Raw genomic sequence first — 17,183 nt, forward strand, 5'->3', positions numbered from 1 at the left:
AAGGCAATAAAAAGTACAGAAGCCGAAAAATAGATGTCGAGCCCGTCTTTGGACAAATTAAACACAACCGAAAATTCAACCGGTTTTCTCTAAGAGGCCTATCCAAAAACACCACGGATTGGGGTCTTATTTGTGTTGCCCACAATTTAAAAAAGTGGGATGATCTTCTACAAAACAGGTAAAAAGAGTGAAGGTTTAGGAGGATAAATNGGGATATCTCTCCTAATTTTGAATAAGTTACTCGAAATTGAGGACAAAATGATCTCAAAATAAAAAACTGACTCAAAAGAGTCGTCGTTCAACGACCTTTTGAGTCAACCTCTTCCTTGCCTGTTGTTTTCCGCTAAGGCGCAAGCGAGCCGAGAGCTGTCCAGCGCTCCTCTGCGCCATGTACCCCAGGGCTTCCCTTTAATCTGTATTCCCGGAAGACTTCAAATAAGCTTCCTTAAAAATACAACGCATTTTTGAGAATCCCGCGTCTTCCACTTCAATCAACTAATTGGCAAAATCAATATTTAACTTAACACAGCCTCATTTTAAAGTGATGGATGCTCATGCTTGGCTTTAATTTTCTGCCACCTATATTCAATTTCTTCTTCTAGTTCATTTAAAAGCATTTTGTTTTCTTCCTTAAGCAAATGCTTTGTTTTGCCCATATATTTTAACCACTCAGATAACTCAACTCTTTTATTTTTAGATTCTGGATTATAAGTTAAGGTCGTAATCCCTTCTTCTACCTCATAAAGAGGGAAGAAGCAGGAATTTACAGCCGTTTCAAGGATTTTTTCTCCATACCGCTCTTCTGACTTCCAATTCAGCGGGCAAGTTATTAAGATTTTCCCGTAAACAGTCCCTGCATTCTGAGCATACCATTGTGCCTTGGCTGCCTTTTTAATTAAATCCTGCGGAAAAGCTTCACTGCCGGTAAATACGTACGGAATATTTGTTGATGCCATAATCTGAGCAGTATCCTTATGGTGGAAGCTTTTTCCCTTCTGGGTCCTTCCCACATTGCTGGTACTTGTCATATGGCCTTTTGGTGTTGAATAGGACAGTTGAGAACCGGTATTCATATAGCCCTCATTGTCATATTCAAGCATGATCAGCTTATGGTTGCGAAGCGCGGTGCCAATGGCTGAACCCATTCCGATATCCATGCCCCCATCACCAGTCACCATTACAAATATGGCATCATCCGATATGGTGATTTCCCCGCGATCTTTTAATTCCATAAAAGCTTCAACAGTGCCGGATAAGGTTGCTGCCCCGTTTTGGAAAAGATTATGAATCATCGTTTGCTTATGGGATGAATATGGATACGCAGCAGTTGTTACATAAGCGCATCCGGTTTGAAATAAGACAACAATATCGCCTTCAATGCCTTTAAAGAACAATTCCAGCCCTGTAAAAATTCCGCAGCCAGGACATGCGCCATGGCCTGAGGCAATTCTCTTTGGTTTTGAAGCCAGAGCACGAAGCGGCGGAATTTTAACCTTTAATTTATTGGTTTCAGGGTCTTTTTCAGTCTTGATCAAACCAGTGTTATATACTTCCCCATGCTGTGGAGCAATGACCGGGAACAGCATTTGCTCTTTTCTGCCTCGAATATGGCCATAATAATCAAAAGGCTTTTCAGCAAAACCTTTCTCTTGAGCTTTTATAGCTGCTTTGAAGAAAGCTTCAGCATCATCAGCATAGAAGTCTTTTCCACCGAGCCCAAATACCCGGCTTAAAACTATGGTTCGATTTTCCGGATCTTCCTGAAGAGCGGATTTAACTTCATGAGTAAGATTTGGCCCATGTCCGCCATAGGAGTCAGCACGTTCTCCAATTAATAGAGCCTTAACATTTTTTAAAGCCTTGCGGATTTCTGCTGAAGGGAACGGCCGAATAATATTTGGGCTGATTACACCTGCTTTGATTCCTTGCTTTCTAAGGCTGTCAACGGTGTCCCTAGCTGTTTCTGCAGCTGAATTTAGCAGGAACAGAGCTACTTCAGCATCTTCCATTCCATATAAATCAAGTACTGGGTAATCCCGTCCGGATAATTGGGCATATTCTTCCGATACCTCTTTAAATACTTCCCCTGCAGCGTACATCGCTTCAGACTGCTGGTAATGATTATTAATTAAATCGTCCCCATTCATATGGGCACCGATTGTGACCGGCTTTTTAGGGTCCCTTGCGAAATTGTAATCTGTCGGACATTCACCTACAAATTTCTGAACAATTTTACGATCTTTAAAATAATCTACTTTCCTTTTTTGGTGGGAGGTAAAGAAGCCATCATAAGCAACAATTACAGGAAGGCGGACCTTAGAGTGCTCCGCAACTCTAAGCGCCATTATGTTCATATCGTAAACTGCCTGGGGAGTCTTGGCCGTTAAAATAACCCACCCCGCATTCAGTGCAAAATACAAATCGGAATGATCCCCTCTTATATCCAAGGGGCCGCTGATTGAACGGGTTACAAGATTTAATACCATCGGAAAGCGCGTACCTGATTGAACTGGAAGCTGTTCAAGCATATACATTAATCCATTGGCGCTTGTTGCATTAAAAACCCTTGCCCCTGTAGCTGCCGCCCCGTAGCAAATCCCAGCTGAGCCATGCTCGCCATCTGCGGGTATTAGTTTTATATCATGTTCCCCTCTTGCCTTCATCTGATCGAGAAATTGAGCAACCTCAGTTGATGGCGTAATCGGAAAATATCCCATAATATGATAATTAATTTGGGCTGCTGCCATGGCTGCCATTTCATTTCCCGACTCGAACGTTGTTAGCTGTTCAGCCTCTTTCATTGTTTTCAGTTTATTTTCTAAAATAGCCATTATAAAACCCCTCCTGCTGCATAAGGAAAGTTTTGTTTTACCCTACGGGTATCCGCAAACCCTATCGTTTCACGTATTTCACTAAGAGCACTTGTCGGACAAGCCTCAACACACTTTAGACAGCCTTTACAATACTGATAATCGATTCCCTGCAGAAACATTTGCTTTCTGCCTTTTTTGTCTTCTCCTTCATGCCATACGAAGCAAAAATCAGGGCAAACTGTATCGCAGGCAGCACAGTTGATGCATTGCTCCTGATCAAACTGCGGCAGAAACCCCTGCCTAGAACCGCTAAGATCTTTTAGAATACTATTTGCCTGAGCTATAATGACACCGCCGATTTCCTGTGTTTCATACCCCAGCTGGGGTGCTGGTCTGCTAAAGTTTTTTCCTTCTGCATCTTCAGGAGCTTCATATGTTTTAAACTGGACTTCATGAAATCCTCTCTCAAAGGTACGAAGATTCGCTTCCACAAGATGCGGATATTTCTTCTCAAAGGTTTTGCGAATAACCATTTTAATAGATTCAGGATCAAGGAAATCGCAAATTCTGAAAAGAGCTCCAAGCATAGCTGTATTTACTTTTGTTTTTTCTTCAACTGCAATTTGCAGTGCATCTACGATGGCAAGAGTCCCATATTCAAGTTTCAGATCTTTCTTTATATCATCAAACTCCCTGGCCGAATTAACGAGCAGGATTCCGTCAGGTTCCATGCCGCTTGCTACATTAACCATTTTGTATAACGCCTCGTGAAAAACACCAATTACGTGAGGCTGCTCAATTGGGCTATGCGCCCTTATTTCTGTATTCGCTTCGCAAAACCTTACAAATGACTTGACTGGAGTTCCCTTTTTTTCTGAGCCGTAAGATGAGAAATTCGAGCCATTCAGTCCAAGCCCCAGAACTCCTGCCTCCGCGAGCATTTTCCCTGCCAGATTAGCCCCCAGTCCGCCAATAGACTCCAATCTTATTTCATAAAATCCCAATTCATTCGTTTTCGGTAAGATTGACATGTTCTCCCTCCCTAAATTGTTAACGGCTTAAAACACCGTAAGAGTATCCCCTATTGCAATTCTAAAAGAACTATTTCCATTTATCTGTGACAAATGTTATACTTCACATAAAAATTTTGAAACAGATCAAAAACAATCTAACAGAGCTTTATAACATAAGAAGTGAGCGCGCTTACATAATTATATAACAGAACAATTTTTGTAATATAACAGACTGAACAGGCTTTTTCCGGCTTACTTTTTCTGTAAATTAAACCTTCTTTTTACACGAGAAAAGCGGTTTACTTCATGTTAAAGTGGGTAAAGAAGGAAAGAGTTTTTGTGGGGGTCTTTAATAGAGGGGGATTTATGAATCAACGTGATTATTATTTCGACAATGCCAAGTTTATTTTGATCTTCTTTGTCGTTTTCGGACATTTGCTCCGCTCTTTTATTGAAGATAATGAAACGATCTACACCTTATACAAGGTGATTTACACCTTTCATATGCCGGCCTTTATATTAGTTTCAGGTTTTTTTGCAAAAGGTTTTTATAAAAACGGCTATATAAAGAAAATTGCAAAAAAACTGATTCTGCCGTATATCATATTTCAGGTTATTTATTCCGTTTTCTATTACTTCCTATATAACAAAGGAACGTTTGAGATGGACCCATTCAACCCGCATTGGTCTTTGTGGTTCCTGATCAGCATGTTCTGCTGGAACATCATGCTTTTATACTTTGCAAAGCATAAAGCTGTTTTTTCCTTAACAGCTGCCCTGCTGATTGGACTTGCCGTTGGCTATGCCGACTGGATCTCCAACTATTTAAGTTTATCAAGAACATTTGTTTTCTTTCCTTTGTTTTTACTTGGGTATTATTTAAAGAAAGAACACTTCTACGCTCTGTTTAAACCAAAGTACAGAATAAGTGCCTTATTTGTATTTGCAGTGGTGTTTACCGGTTTTTATTTATACCCGGATATCGATTACAAATGGCTCCTTGGCTCCAAGCCATATACAGAATTGGGCGCAGCATCTATAGGAGCAGTATTTACGAGACTTGGTTTCTACATCCTTAGCTTAATCATGGTATTTAGCTTCTTTGCCTTTGTTCCCCGTAAGCAATATTTCTTTACGAACCTGGGGAAAAATACACTTTACGTTTACCTCCTGCACGGCTTCTTTGTCCGTGTATTCCGGGTAAGCGAAGTGCAAAACTTCTTCAACAAGCCGGAAAACTTCCTGCTGCTTGCAGGAATTTCCTTGCTGCTTACCTTAATTTTATCAAGTAAACTGATTACATCGCTTGCCCAGCCAATAATTGAATTAAAAACATCACAACTAAAGAAATTAAAGGAAAGAACGAGGGCATATGTCCGCTTTTACCGCAAAAAGCTTACAAGTTAAAACTTGAACCGGCCAATTAGAATGGCTGGTTCTTTCTTTTTGCATATCCATTGACCAATTTTGATAAAGGCGCTATAATAAATAACTGTGTCAGATAATCTGTCCCAGTAGCTCAGCTGGATAGAGCAACAGCCTCCTAAGCTGTAGGTCGTGAGTTCGAATCTCGCCTGGGACGTCACAATAAAGAAAAGTGCAGAATCCATATGTATCAAGGATTCTGCGCTTTTCTTTATAATTATTTACTCTTGTAGTAAACCTTAAAATTTTTTATTTGGGGTCGGTTTGGGGTCGGAACGAATTTTATTAGTGACTTTATACCGCTATTGCGACTTGTTTTAGAACATTTATAATCAGTGTTGACGTATGATTCCGACTGGGTTCGAACCAGCGACCTCTCCCCTGTCAAAGTGGCAAACAATCACGGATACTATAGATATATTTCTAAAAATCCATTACATATCAAGGCTTCAGATGGAATGAAGTTTGTTCCTGTAGGGTTAAAAAGGACCGTTGTTTACCGTGTTCGTCAACAATTCGTCAACATCCAACACTTGTGCTCATTTTTGATTTCTTATTCAACTGCAGCACCCTTTAGCTTAAGTGCAATCTTCACAAACTTGAACAAGAAAATTATCTCTAAAGCTAACTTTTAAATATTTTAGAGGAATTAAAAAGAAAAAAAGCAATCCATATTGGCGGATCGCCCTTTTCCATGCAGGTTTAGCTGAATGAACTATTATTTAATGGAGGTAATATGCTCTTCTAGACGATCCCAAGTTTCAGTAATTCCTTGTTCCATTCCCATATCTAGGACGGTTTTTAGTGCTTCTGCAGAAGTATATACTGCACGATTAATAAGCCTTGTCTTTCCTTCATAATCTTCAAATGATAAGGTGATGTGAGTTGAAGGCATCTCATCGTTTTCTTTACCTTCAGCATCTGAAAAATAGTCAATATAAACGATCTCTTCATCCTGAATGATCTCTTGATAAACCCCTTTTCCCCAAGATTCGAATCCAAAAAAATCTCCTTGATTCTCATCAATACACTTCATACAATAATGCCAGATTCCACCTACTCTAAAATCCACGTTACATACAGTAAGAACCCAGCCACGCGGTCCCCACCATTGCTTAAGATGTTCTGGCTCCGAAAATGCTTTGAATAACAATTCCTTAGGTGCATCAAACTCACGTTCAAGAACAAGTGCGTTATCCTCTACTTTTGAGATCATTTTAGTTGACATATAAAATCCTCCAAAGATTATTTTTAATAATACCAACTGCGGAATACCCCATATCCTTTACTTGTTGTAGTATCTGGATTGAAGCAATTTGAAAGTATGATAATATCCTTTTTACACTGACATTTACATTTACCTGCCAAACTTTTTAATTATTTACCCATTATTCTCAACTGTTCTTCAAGGCGATCAAGGGTCTGGTTTGCTCCCTCAATGGCTCCATACTCTTTAACCACTTTTTCTCGAGTTTCTTCAGAAGAGAAGATCAATCGCATTGTAAGGAATGTTTTATTGTCCTGCTCGACAAAATTTACTATTGTTTGGAATTGTCCTGGATCATCCTCTATATCATCGCTGGATGTGTAAACGAGACGCTCTGGCTTTACAATTTCACGAAAGGAGATCTTGTTTGGATATTCAACACCATCCGGTCCTTTCATAATAAATCTCCAGATACCACCTGGCCTTATATCAATTTCAGAGGTCCTAATTGAAAAACCTTTTGGCCCCCACCAGTTTACTACGTGTTCTGGTTCCGTCCACGCTTTCCAGACAAGTTCTCTAGGTGCATTAAAAATTCGATTGACAATGAGCTCTGGTCCATTAACTTCCACGGTGGTCTGTTTATTCGCATTTATTTCTACCATATGAAACCTCCATCATTCACTATTATTATTTTCCATCTTTTTTTGCATTACCTTTAAATAATCGTCCAAGTTGTCAAATCTTTCTTCCCAAATTTGGCGATAAGATGCCAGCCATGAGTCCAATTGGATAAATGGCTCAGATTGTAATTGGTAGATGCGGCGATTCGCATCCACGTGCGCTTTAACAATTCCGGCGTCACTAAGAACACGGAGGTGTTTGGATGCTTGTGGCTGACGGATTTGTAAACGTTCTGCAATTTCCCCCACAGTAAGGGGCCCTTCTCGTAAAAGTTCAACAATCTGTAAACGATTGGGTTCGGCAAGAGCGCTCAATGTTGTCGTATCCATATATAGAACCTACCCCTATCCATAAAAACAGCTAAATATAATAATAACTATACTCTTTATAATCAACTGAAACATGTATTCAGCAGTCTCAATCCCCCCTCCCAACTTGCACACACTCCTCGAGAAATGAACTTATACTTTGGAGTTCTAACATGCGTTTTGTATTCCTCAAAAAGAATATAACACATAAGGAATATTCCTGTAAAGGAATATTTTAATTATTTTGTTGTTATTTTTAATTCATTAAGGCATTTTTATTCCTTTTATAAGGAAAAGTGTAATGTAACTAAACAGTCGAATAAGAAAATTTATCCTTCTTCCGCCAGGGAACATACTTTTCTGCATTGCCGCACAATTCACTCCAAAAGTGCCGACATAAAATTTTCTATAACAACAAAAAACACTGCCATTGAAAATGGCAGCAGACATTATTTCTTTACATTAAAAGTTTCTTCTCAAGATTATTAAATAATTTAAATACCATCACTCGTTCACCAGTACGAGTGCTTATATCAGTATAAAAACTTTTCACTTTTTCTCCAGTTATCGTTAATATAATATCCTTAAGACCTTCTTTACCTGATTCAACCAATTCCGAACGAGTTTTCTTTATAGTAAGCATTCCCTCCTTTGTTTTACAAACGGTATATTCAGCTGGTGTTAAAATACCTTTTAGATTTACAATTATCATATCCCTTAATATATCTGTCTTAACTGATACAGACCCACGCCCAAGAAAATCTTTTTCCCAATGAGTAATTGCCTTACTTATCTCAGATTCATAAGAACCTTTAGATATCTTCATTAATAATACATCTCCTATTTGTCTATTCCATATGCTTTTTAAGTATTTTTGACGATTTTCATCCTTATAAATTTAAGTTGAGCGCCGGTCGTCAATACAATTTCGAAAAGGTTCCAAGATGCATGCAAAACTGATTATTGCCCATCAATTAATCATGCCTAATGACCAAGACCTTCATTTACACCTTCAATATTTAATTCTATCTCACTGTTTATTGAGACCTCTATAATTTTGTAAAACCACAAGCTTCACAAGGTTACCTCGGAACTACATCTTATTACTCCTAATACTGGATTTTGACATAAGTTTGGGAATCTAATAAATTAACTTATTGTTGATATCTACATACGGCAGGGTTCATAGACATGAACGAAGCCATCTCAGATGCAGAAATACAAAGCAATGACATGCTTTACTTAAAAAACACTCTTCATCTCATAAAAGTAAAATCTAGAATTATACCTGAATTTGGTCTAACAACTTCCTCGTTTTTCAACAATCCACAAATGAATCTTATGATCCTCTGTCCCCCTAGAATAACGATAAGCTCCAAACCCTTCACTAACTATTCCCAGATAGACCAAGTTCTTCCATTCCCACTACCGCTTTTTCCGGTGAGTTTTTGAGGAAGTATGCTCTCGCTCAATATCTCCGGAAAAAGTTATACAATTGCCTGCTGTTTCCCAAACATTGTAGATGCCTTTTTCCCACATGTATGGATTCTAATAAGTTAATTCCCTGTTCTAATTCCAAAGTGACAAGTGATGATCAGCTAAGGGTCGGCACTGTTTTATTAACAGGAACCTCTACAATTGAAAACTTTCCATCCTTATTATTTACTAATAAGCCCCGAACTTTAACATATGACGGAACTAGTGGATGATGACGAATGATATCAACACTTTTTTCGATACTGCCACTACCATTTTCTTTACCATTTAGCCATTCATCAAGCGTACCTCCTGAAAATTCAGGCCTGCTATTTTGAAAAAGATAATCCAATGTTTGTATTTTATCTTTCATTGCTTCAAGTTGAGTTAGTACATTAACTTTGGAATTCCTCTTACCTTTTGTCCCTATAACAAAAATCTCCTCAACATTTTCCTGGTAAATAGCAATGATAACAGATCTCATTATATCCCCATAAGGATGTGAGATATCGGTACCATAGCTTTTTATAGTCAACATGTTTTCTGATCGAATATTAGTCACTTCTTGTATAATAGGCGCCAACCCGTCTTCAATGTCCGTTAAAAATAATGCTTTTTTATTCATATACGTACACCCATCCCTTCTTTATTTTTATGAACTTTTGATGGAGTAACAAACCAATGTTGTTTTCTGGAGTTACCAGTTTTCCCAACGTCCCTCTGGATCAATACTAGCAAGTCGAACCCATCCATTTTGAACTTTTTCTCGAAATGCTGAATCATTATTTAATAACCGCTTTACATATTTTCTAGGTGCTTGGATGACAATCAGTAAACGAAGAGGAGAATGATAAGCTTCGTGATCTGACTGCATAACTGATTGCCAAGGCAGTCCGGCTAACAAGTCACTTGCATTCCCCTGCATTACACCGAGACCTGCTGTAACGGTTTGAGTTGCTTTATTTCCACTACCATAAAAATGAGGTGCTACCGTTGAAGCGTAATATTGCAGATTAATCCATTGGGTCACCGTTCCTGGTCCTGCAATAATATTAGCTAGGAGATCACCACTTTCATCCTGCTTCCAATCATAATTATGAAGGAAAGCTCTACCTTCCAAGTCACAATCCCGAGTTAGTTCACGTTGGCCGATAATAAAAGCGGCATTACGAGCTAATCCCCATTCCGGACGTATCTCACTCCAATCTTCTGCAAACCGGTGTGCCTCAGCCTTGGGATTTTTAATTTTCGATTGAATATTCGGTAATTGGGTTAGACGTACTTCATTTGCTTTATGGCTCACTTTCGGCATAATAGCTTCGATACAATTAAATGCTTCTTGTGCAGCTTTAGAAAGTTCAGGAACATAAATCCAGTGTAATTCATCCACCGATGTTATATGCTCGGCGGCTACGAAAACGGTGTCATCAGGGATTTTAATTCCTTCAGAAGAAAGCTCTTCTCTTACAGTAGGAAGGTTGCATAAAGCAGCTAAAACCCTAGCATTGAATCCACCAGCCGCTCCACCACAGGCACCACAGTCGAGAGCGGCTGCATAGGGATTGTTGGTACTTTTGCTACCATGTCCGCATATTACGACTAATGGTGCGAAATTCTTTGTTAACCCCATCATTTTCAGAGCTTGGCGAGCATAATTCACTTTTTCATCTTCAGAAAAACCAACAGGTATCTCCTCTTCTTTATTATGATCATGATTAAGCGAGAGCGTTGTATTAGGTTTGCGTAACCAAGCCTCACGAAGTTCACGAATAAAACGATCTGCTCCTCTTGGCACAAAACTACGCGCTAACATTTGTAGACTAAGCCAAGGTCCACTTAGCTCAGGTAAAAGCAAGCTCGAAAGTACATTCTGTTTCATCATTTTAAATGTATAGCTTAAGGAATTAACTGCCTGCTTACGTTGTTGATATGATTTGAGTTCATTTTCATCTGCAAACTCTTTTATCTTGTGCCGAGGCTTTAGTATAACTGGCAAAGAAGAATGACTATGATTATTCCCGAGTTCACTAGTTGCGATCGGTAAGCCAAAGAAACCGGCAACTCCAACCGTTTCAAACGGACCTTCTTTTTCAAGTTGACGGCGAAAAGGTTCTGATCGTACATCAATGCAAAACGCAAATTGAGCTATTGCAGATTTTTTATCGTTGGTCTCACATTGTTTAGAGATAATCTTCTGACTTAAACGGTCTGTATGTGTTTTTTCCCAAGCTTCTAACCAAATTTTCCTGCGAAGTTTCTCATCAAAGCTATAGGCAAATGATAAATATTCGTTTTGTTCAGCAGCTGGCATCTTTGACCATTCCTCGATTGTAAGGTCCCCCCAATGAATCCAAGATGCTAAAAGGGGAGCAATCGAAACTTTTTTCTCAGATCGTTGATTAATCAAAGGTAAGTAAGGCTTTATAAGAGCCCACTCCATGGAAATTCGAACTGCTAAATATTCTGTTAGGAGTGTATGTTCATGGCTCGATTGTCGAGAACGCCAGAGCATCATTCCTGCCCACCCAGGTAAGGAAAGCAAATGACCTTCCAGATAAGTCTGTATTTCTGATTTTGGGATTTCTAGTGCAAATAACGCTTCTTGCAAAGCCAAATGTGCCTCTTGTGGCCAACCTTTTAAACTTTCACGTTGCTTTTTACTAAGTGCCGGATCATATTGAGTGAGACGCTGCCAAGCTCGATAGAAACCTTCCTCACGATTTGGCATTGTCCAACCCGCCTGTGAATCATCAAGAAACAATTTACACCACTTAATGACATAATGATCGAGAATATTGACTAACCTTTCACCATCTTGATTCTCTATATTTGAACTTATTGGTTTCATTGGAAAATTCCCGATACTATCGGTATTCAGTTCACTAAAATCCTCTACCAATTTCTCCAGCTTAAGAGATGATAAAAGGCTAGAAGGTAAAGGATCTAATTTTAGCGCAGCATGACAAAATCGCTCCACCACGTCCCGTGGGATATTAAAGGAATGTGAATCAAGCCAACGCTGTAAACCCATTTTCACAAAAGCCTCATCAATCTCACCTTTATTCTTTGCCGAAAGGATCATAGAAGCACTAGGATATATATCAACATCCCGAGTATTTCTTAACCAACTTGCAACCTGGTCAAAAGATTGCTTTTCCAGTCCCATCCACGGATTGCGTGCTGCAAATGTAGAAATAGGCCCGAGTGGTGCAATCACTCGGCTAGCAGATTCTATTAAAACGTTAATATCACTTTCTTGAAAATCAATACTTGTATCTTTCTTTTTTACATTTTCTTTCGTTAACACAGATGTCCCGCTCATCACTAATTACCCCCTTTAGATAAATATTGTTTTAGGTAGTTTGGATGACTTTCAACTGACTTTGTTTTTGCTTCACCTAATTGCACTAACCAAAGATAGAGTACTGTGAAGGAGACAGAAGAACGATTACGAATAACCCGCGAACCTATCGCATTACCAAATAGCAAGAGACAGACGACAATAATGACAACTGCCATTGGAGGTTGAACACTTTGAAAAACGGTTGTATGCAACCACTCATAGAAAAGGTTATGAATGATAAAATAAATGAGAGCAGCTCCTGCTAAAAATGACAAGCCGGCAATTCGGCCAATTCTTCCCTCTCCAAAAGCTACGAGCTGTGTCCAAGAAACAGACAATGACCACCCTAAGATTAACGCACTAATCAATTGATACCCCTTTTCAGGAGCCATGAGCCAAAAGGCACCCCCTACAGCTATACCTAAAGCCCGACCAGCCATGATCCATAAATAGGATGATCTTTCATTAATACGAGGCGATACTTCGAAACGACGCACTGCCGAACCGGCCTGTAAAAACAGCGTAGCTTTGAACAAACCATGTAAAATAAGATGAATAATAGCTGCAATATACGCACCTAATGCACACTGAATAAGCATGAACCCCATTTGTCCAATCGTGGAGCCTACTAACTGACGTTTATAGTCAACCTGGACTAAACTAATTCCAGATCCAATCAATACAGAAATACTTGCAAGAATAAGTAATATAATCGAAGCTATATCACCATTAAAAAGAGGGGAAAATCGGGTTAGCATAATCCCACCTGCATTTACTAAGCCTGCATGCATAATCGCAGAAACAGGAGTCGGGGCAACAACAGACTCAATTAACCACCGTTGGAAAGGCCATTGGGCTGCAGGAATTATCACAGCTAATATAATCAATAAATTAATCCCTGTTTTATCCCATGATCCAAGTTGAGCTAAGCTTTCATTTGTTAGAGCTAATGATAACTGCCATTGACCTGTGACTTGAAAAAGCCAAATCATTGCGAATAACAAGGAAAACCAACTTAATATAAATAATCGGCCAGAAACCTTGGCTGCTTCACCAGCTACTTTCCAAGCACTGTTTAACCTTATCAGTAAGGTTAGCCCGACGAGAGTTGCTCCCCAAGATATAATCATCAAGCGGAGATCAGCACTTAACCATGCAATTGAAACAGCACCTGTAGTGAACGTAAAAAGTGTAAAATATTTTCGATAAGAACGATCTCCCATTAAATAACGTACAGAAAAACGCTGAATAATTAAGCCAATTGTAAGAACAAAGAAAACCATTAACCAAGCTAAGGAATCTAGGTACCAAGGACCAACACCTCTATTCATACTGTTACTAGTGAGAGCCAATAAGGAAACTATTAATGGTAAAGCCACGATACCGATATGAATACGAACAAAACTTAATGGTATCCGTGGGTATAAAAACAAAAGACCACTCAGTCCAGAAATAACAAGCGTAATAAAAAATAATGATAACAACGGTGATGAGCTCAAAGAACCTAACATAAAACATTTCCCCTTCTATGGCTTTAACATATTAATAATTACTTTTAAAAAGGCCTTATATCTTTCTAAAAAGGCATTCATTATATTTGCTCCTTTAGGATTTTTTGAATAAATTTGTATTTACTCAATAAAAAAACCGACAACCTCAGGATTCAATGATTATTTAAAACCATTGAACCTTGAAAATTGTCGGCTTCACTTCAACTAACCTGGCGAAGTTTTTTGAAGAGCTACCTTTTTATAGTTTATATTACTTTATATTTTACATTCTTACTAAAGAAAATAACGGATAACTTAATTCAGTCGCTTATTATGAAATAAATCGATTTATGTTACTCTTCCTTTTTATTTATATTAGGATACCTTTTCCAGTCAATATTAAAAGAATGCTAAAGGCCTAATTACAAAAAAAGGGGAAATAACATCTACCGATTATTAATTTAAATATAAAATATGACAAATTAAAAAAAATGTCAACAAGAAAGCACCCATATACTGTTTCATTGGAATTCAACATAAAGGTTGGAATACACAGAAAAGCTACACAGGAACACAGAGTTCCCTAACCTATTGAACCGTCAATTTAAACAGGATTTTCCTGGAAAAGTACTTCTTACAGATATCGCATATTTATATTATGGGTAAGGTCAAAAAGCTTATTTATCAACGATTAAAGATGTTTCCACCAATGAAATAGTAGTTTATCATGTTTCAAAGTATGACTATGGAATTGGCAGCCGAAATCTCTAAAAACGCTAAAGTAGAATAAAAACTTTAAGAAGGCAAAAGATGCTTTAATTCACTCGGACCAAGGCGTTCACTATACACACCCTGATTATCAAAAGTTAATGAAAAAATGAGGATTACGTCAGTCCATGTCCAGAAGAGGAAACTGTTGGGACAATGCCCCAAGGTTTTTCCGGAGGTACCCTAAATCGGGATTTTACAGCCTCCGGTTTAAACAGGATCACTTGTGGTCCCCCTTGAGCTATACGCATCACCATATTGAGCCGTTAGCCTACCTCCATCATCTTTCATTGATTCCCTCAGCATCTTTTTAAAGTTCATCATCCAATGATAGTCTTTAGGAATAGATTCTATTTGTTTGCTGGCAGCTTCTTCACCCAGGACCCCTCCAATGATATCCTTTAAGCAGGCAGGTCAGGAGGAGTCCTGGCTTTTTTTGTCCTTACAAATCATTTTTTAGTTTTTTAAGGAATCCCGGAATGATTGTCTTATTTCTGCAGTTATTGCAATATACCCCGTCAACCCCTTTAATAAAGTAAGTTTCCATGATGTATTGTGGGATTGGCCGGGGCACACCACATTTAGAACAAAACAATAAATAGCTTGTTTTTTTCTCGGACATACCCCTTCCCCCTTATATTAATAGTACTTGGTTTACTTCATTATTAATATTATTCGGGATGTTCTTATCTTTTCCTGTTACAAAGGCCGCAAATCAACACCTTCTTTTCTTTCCAAATTTTTATTTCAATCTAACTTCCCATTAAGTATAATTATCTAAATTACTTATAAAGGATGGACGCCATGTTCAAAAAATTCTTTGGAAAAAACGATACAGTTGCTGACTTCTGGGATTGGTTTGAAAAAAATTCACAAGACTATCTTCAGTTAAAAGAAGAAACTATAAATCCTCTGTTTAACAAATTAGGTAATCAGTTATCTAGGATAAATATAGATTTAACCTTTGAGTTTAGTGCAGATCTTATTGATGGAAAGAGAGAATTTATTATAAGCGCTGATGGTGTTCTGTCTGCTTTTCCAGATGTCATTAACCTTGTTGAAAAAGCGCCCGATCTTAATGGTTTTAAAATAATTGCTTTTCGTCAAAAAAGTAATATTGATGATATATCCACTATCGATTATGAAGATATTAGTTTAGGTCCAGATGATGTCTATTTCACTTACAGAAAAAATGGTGACACTTTAGACATTGTTTTATTTCTAAGAGGTTATGACTCTGATTTTGAAGAATGGGAAAACGCAGCCTTTATATTATTAGACTCTATTATTGGAGAATATGATGTAGCTACTAAAATAGGAAATATTGATATGCTGCCTTATAAAGAAAACCCTCATTTAAAACCTATTGTAGAATTCCCCTTATTAATAAATAAGGAGGTAACTGGGATAAGCTTATAAAGCTAGTCCCTATTAATTTCCTGTACCCCACTAATTCATTTTTGCTAATTTTATTTTTTGTAATTTATTGACAAGTTTTGTCGAAATCATTCATTATTTTTCCTTTACCTGTAATAATAGTTCCTGGACTTTTATTATTTAAAGGAGCAAATAAATGTGTCGTTTTTGCCGTGATCTTAGAAAAAAGATTCAATTTTATAGAAAAACCCTAATTGAAACAGGAATAAACAAAGGATTACAAGATCCTGAGACTTTAAAAAACAGTCAGATATTGGATGAACTAATCTTCAGGTATCAGTCTAAATGTAAGTAGCTTTTCAATGTATGAATCGCTTACTATCACCGCGAATATGCGGTTTTTTTATTGTTAATATGCATTGATGTACATAATACTTTTTTTTGCTGGGTACTTTATTGTTACCGAGCACGGCTGGTCCTCCACTATTGAACATACTAGACATGCTAACTTTAAAGAGAATGACCCTTAGTTAACTCCTTTCTAAATAATGCTCTGTGGACTCTTACTCGAAATAGAGGTGTCTTATTATGCTTAGTTGGCTAGACGAAAATACTTTAAAAAATGTTTACTTCTTATTAGCTATCCCATTAATTCTGTTTTTGGTTTGGATTATAGCTTCTTTCTTGGTAATAAGAGCTTCGATAAAAGAAAAATGATCATAATTGCCCGTTTGTTTCCTTGTCTTTAAAAGGCTTATTTTGTGAAATTTTAGCGACGGTCTTGAAATACTATTGAATTGATTCATAATAAATGTATCTTATTATTTTCTGAAAGGAGCCTTAGCATTGGATGAACTTTCACTCTCTTTCACAAGAGAGCTGACAAAATTGGTTGATGATTATTTTAAATGCAATGATGAGAAAATTAAGGATCAAATCCATTCAGATATTGTGCTTTTAACCGAAGCTTTTATGATATGTGATGCTCCCTAAATCATAGTTATGTTCCATACTAGGTTCCGCTATGCAGCCTCCAGTTTATTTTAGTTACATACTGGTTTGTGTTTTTCCGAATAGCATTTCACACATGGACCCTCCATGTAGTAATAATTGGCCTGGGCTTTCCACAAACCCTGCAGATCTTTAAGTAAGTATTCCAACGCTGATTGCAGTCTCTGCATTCAAGGAATAGTTCCCTGAAAAGTGCTTTACTATTAAGGATTGGCGCTTTTTTCTTTTTGTTACAGAAAATCAACAAATATTTACAAGCATTTATAAC

Annotated in this window: 14 protein-coding genes and 1 tRNA gene; 6 read left to right on the forward strand and 9 right to left on the reverse strand. The window is 37.8% G+C overall.

Translation table 11 applies throughout. The features are described 5' to 3' along the window. On the forward strand, positions 1-182 hold a 182-nt coding region (locus L634_RS30920; protein ID WP_034262390.1), incomplete at its 5' end, for a transposase. A gap of 354 nt (positions 183-536) precedes the next feature. Here the strand turns inward: L634_RS30920 and L634_RS0109405 are convergent. Together L634_RS0109405 and L634_RS0109410 are read right to left on the reverse strand one after the other, a co-directional pair. Beyond that, the gene (locus L634_RS0109405; protein ID WP_026582231.1) at positions 537-2,831 is read right to left on the reverse strand and encodes a thiamine pyrophosphate-dependent enzyme; all 2,295 of its coding nucleotides are present in this window, start codon (positions 2,829-2,831) and stop codon (positions 537-539) included. Further along, positions 2,831-3,844, reverse strand: coding sequence for a 2-oxoacid:acceptor oxidoreductase family protein (locus L634_RS0109410; protein ID WP_026582232.1), 1,014 nt, complete (start codon positions 3,842-3,844; stop codon positions 2,831-2,833). The genes L634_RS0109405 and L634_RS0109410 overlap by 1 nt, the downstream gene beginning before the upstream one ends. A 348-nt stretch (positions 3,845-4,192) precedes the next feature. Between L634_RS0109410 and L634_RS0109415 the strand changes: the two genes are divergently transcribed. Both L634_RS0109415 and L634_RS0109420 read left to right on the forward strand, forming a co-directional pair. Further along, positions 4,193-5,233 carry an acyltransferase family protein gene (locus tag L634_RS0109415; protein ID WP_026582233.1) on the forward strand — a complete coding sequence of 347 codons (1,041 nt, stop codon included), beginning with the start codon at positions 4,193-4,195 and terminating at the stop codon, positions 5,231-5,233. Positions 5,234-5,334: 101 nt separating this feature from the next. Then, positions 5,335-5,408: transfer RNA gene (locus tag L634_RS0109420), tRNA-Arg, on the forward strand. A gap of 561 nt (positions 5,409-5,969) precedes the next feature. On the opposite strand, the gene L634_RS0109425 is transcribed toward L634_RS0109420, so the two are convergent. The 7 genes from L634_RS0109425 to L634_RS0109455 form a co-directional block, all read right to left on the reverse strand. Continuing rightward, a complete protein-coding gene (locus tag L634_RS0109425) occupies positions 5,970-6,479 on the reverse strand; it encodes an SRPBCC domain-containing protein (protein WP_026582234.1) in 510 nt (169 codons plus the stop codon). A gap of 149 nt (positions 6,480-6,628) precedes the next feature. Then, positions 6,629-7,123: an SRPBCC family protein gene (locus tag L634_RS0109430; protein ID WP_051428300.1), complete on the reverse strand. Its 495-nt coding sequence runs from the start codon at positions 7,121-7,123 to the stop codon at positions 6,629-6,631. 12 nt (positions 7,124-7,135) lie between these two features. Continuing rightward, positions 7,136-7,471 carry an ArsR/SmtB family transcription factor gene (locus L634_RS0109435; RefSeq protein WP_026582236.1) on the reverse strand — a complete coding sequence of 112 codons (336 nt, stop codon included), beginning with the start codon at positions 7,469-7,471 and terminating at the stop codon, positions 7,136-7,138. A gap of 436 nt (positions 7,472-7,907) precedes the next feature. Next, the gene (locus L634_RS0109440) at positions 7,908-8,276 is read right to left on the reverse strand and encodes a DUF2294 domain-containing protein (protein WP_026582237.1); all 369 of its coding nucleotides are present in this window, start codon (positions 8,274-8,276) and stop codon (positions 7,908-7,910) included. A 768-nt stretch (positions 8,277-9,044) separates the two neighbouring features. After that, positions 9,045-9,551, reverse strand: a complete 507-nt coding sequence (locus tag L634_RS0109445; protein ID WP_026582238.1) for a carbonic anhydrase — start codon at positions 9,549-9,551, stop codon at positions 9,045-9,047. 72 nt (positions 9,552-9,623) lie between these two features. Beyond that, complete coding sequence (locus L634_RS0109450) at positions 9,624-12,248, reverse strand: DUF2309 domain-containing protein (protein WP_026582239.1); 2,625 nt, start codon at positions 12,246-12,248, stop codon at positions 9,624-9,626. A 2-nt stretch (positions 12,249-12,250) separates the two neighbouring features. Further along, complete coding sequence (locus L634_RS0109455; protein ID WP_026582240.1) at positions 12,251-13,780, reverse strand: NADH dehydrogenase subunit 5; 1,530 nt, start codon at positions 13,778-13,780, stop codon at positions 12,251-12,253. Between the two features lie 1,551 nt (positions 13,781-15,331). Between L634_RS0109455 and L634_RS0109470 the strand changes: the two genes are divergently transcribed. The 3 genes from L634_RS0109470 (at position 15,332) to L634_RS33805 (ending at position 16,897) form a co-directional block, all read left to right on the forward strand. Continuing rightward, entirely contained in the window at positions 15,332-15,946 is a 615-nt protein-coding gene (locus L634_RS0109470) for a hypothetical protein (RefSeq protein ID WP_026582242.1), read from the forward strand. Between the two features lie 154 nt (positions 15,947-16,100). Continuing rightward, positions 16,101-16,259, forward strand: a complete 159-nt coding sequence (locus L634_RS32615) for an aspartyl-phosphate phosphatase Spo0E family protein (RefSeq protein ID WP_084028877.1) — start codon at positions 16,101-16,103, stop codon at positions 16,257-16,259. Positions 16,260-16,750: 491 nt separating this feature from the next. Further along, positions 16,751-16,897 (forward strand): hypothetical protein, encoded by a 147-nt coding sequence (locus L634_RS33805; protein ID WP_198029738.1) that lies wholly within the window; start codon positions 16,751-16,753, stop codon positions 16,895-16,897. Positions 16,898-17,183: the final 286 nt, after the last annotated feature.

It is taken from the genome of Bacillus sp. J33, from assembly GCF_000518885.1.
Taxonomy (GTDB): domain Bacteria; phylum Bacillota; class Bacilli; order Bacillales; family Cytobacillaceae; genus Cytobacillus.

Excerpts from the sequence above, each read along its gene's own strand:
- L634_RS0109440 (WP_026582237.1), bottom strand. The coding sequence starts at position 8,276 with ATGAAGATATCTAAAGGTTCTTATGAATCTGAGATAAGTAAGGCAATT.
- L634_RS0109405 (WP_026582231.1), bottom strand. The coding sequence starts at position 2,831 with ATGGCTATTTTAGAAAATAAACTGAAAACAATGAAAGAGGCTGAACAG.
- L634_RS0109425 (WP_026582234.1), bottom strand. The coding sequence starts at position 6,479 with ATGTCAACTAAAATGATCTCAAAAGTAGAGGATAACGCACTTGTTCTT.
- L634_RS0109415 (WP_026582233.1), top strand. The coding sequence starts at position 4,193 with ATGAATCAACGTGATTATTATTTCGACAATGCCAAGTTTATTTTGATC.
- L634_RS32615 (WP_084028877.1), top strand. The coding sequence starts at position 16,101 with ATGTGTCGTTTTTGCCGTGATCTTAGAAAAAAGATTCAATTTTATAGA.
- L634_RS0109455 (WP_026582240.1), bottom strand. The coding sequence starts at position 13,780 with ATGTTAGGTTCTTTGAGCTCATCACCGTTGTTATCATTATTTTTTATT.
- L634_RS0109445 (WP_026582238.1), bottom strand. The coding sequence starts at position 9,551 with ATGAATAAAAAAGCATTATTTTTAACGGACATTGAAGACGGGTTGGCG.
- L634_RS0109450 (WP_026582239.1), bottom strand. The coding sequence starts at position 12,248 with ATGAGCGGGACATCTGTGTTAACGAAAGAAAATGTAAAAAAGAAAGAT.
- L634_RS0109435 (WP_026582236.1), bottom strand. The coding sequence starts at position 7,471 with ATGGATACGACAACATTGAGCGCTCTTGCCGAACCCAATCGTTTACAG.
- L634_RS0109470 (WP_026582242.1), top strand. The coding sequence starts at position 15,332 with ATGTTCAAAAAATTCTTTGGAAAAAACGATACAGTTGCTGACTTCTGG.
- L634_RS0109410 (WP_026582232.1), bottom strand. The coding sequence starts at position 3,844 with ATGTCAATCTTACCGAAAACGAATGAATTGGGATTTTATGAAATAAGA.
- L634_RS0109430 (WP_051428300.1), bottom strand. The coding sequence starts at position 7,123 with ATGGTAGAAATAAATGCGAATAAACAGACCACCGTGGAAGTTAATGGA.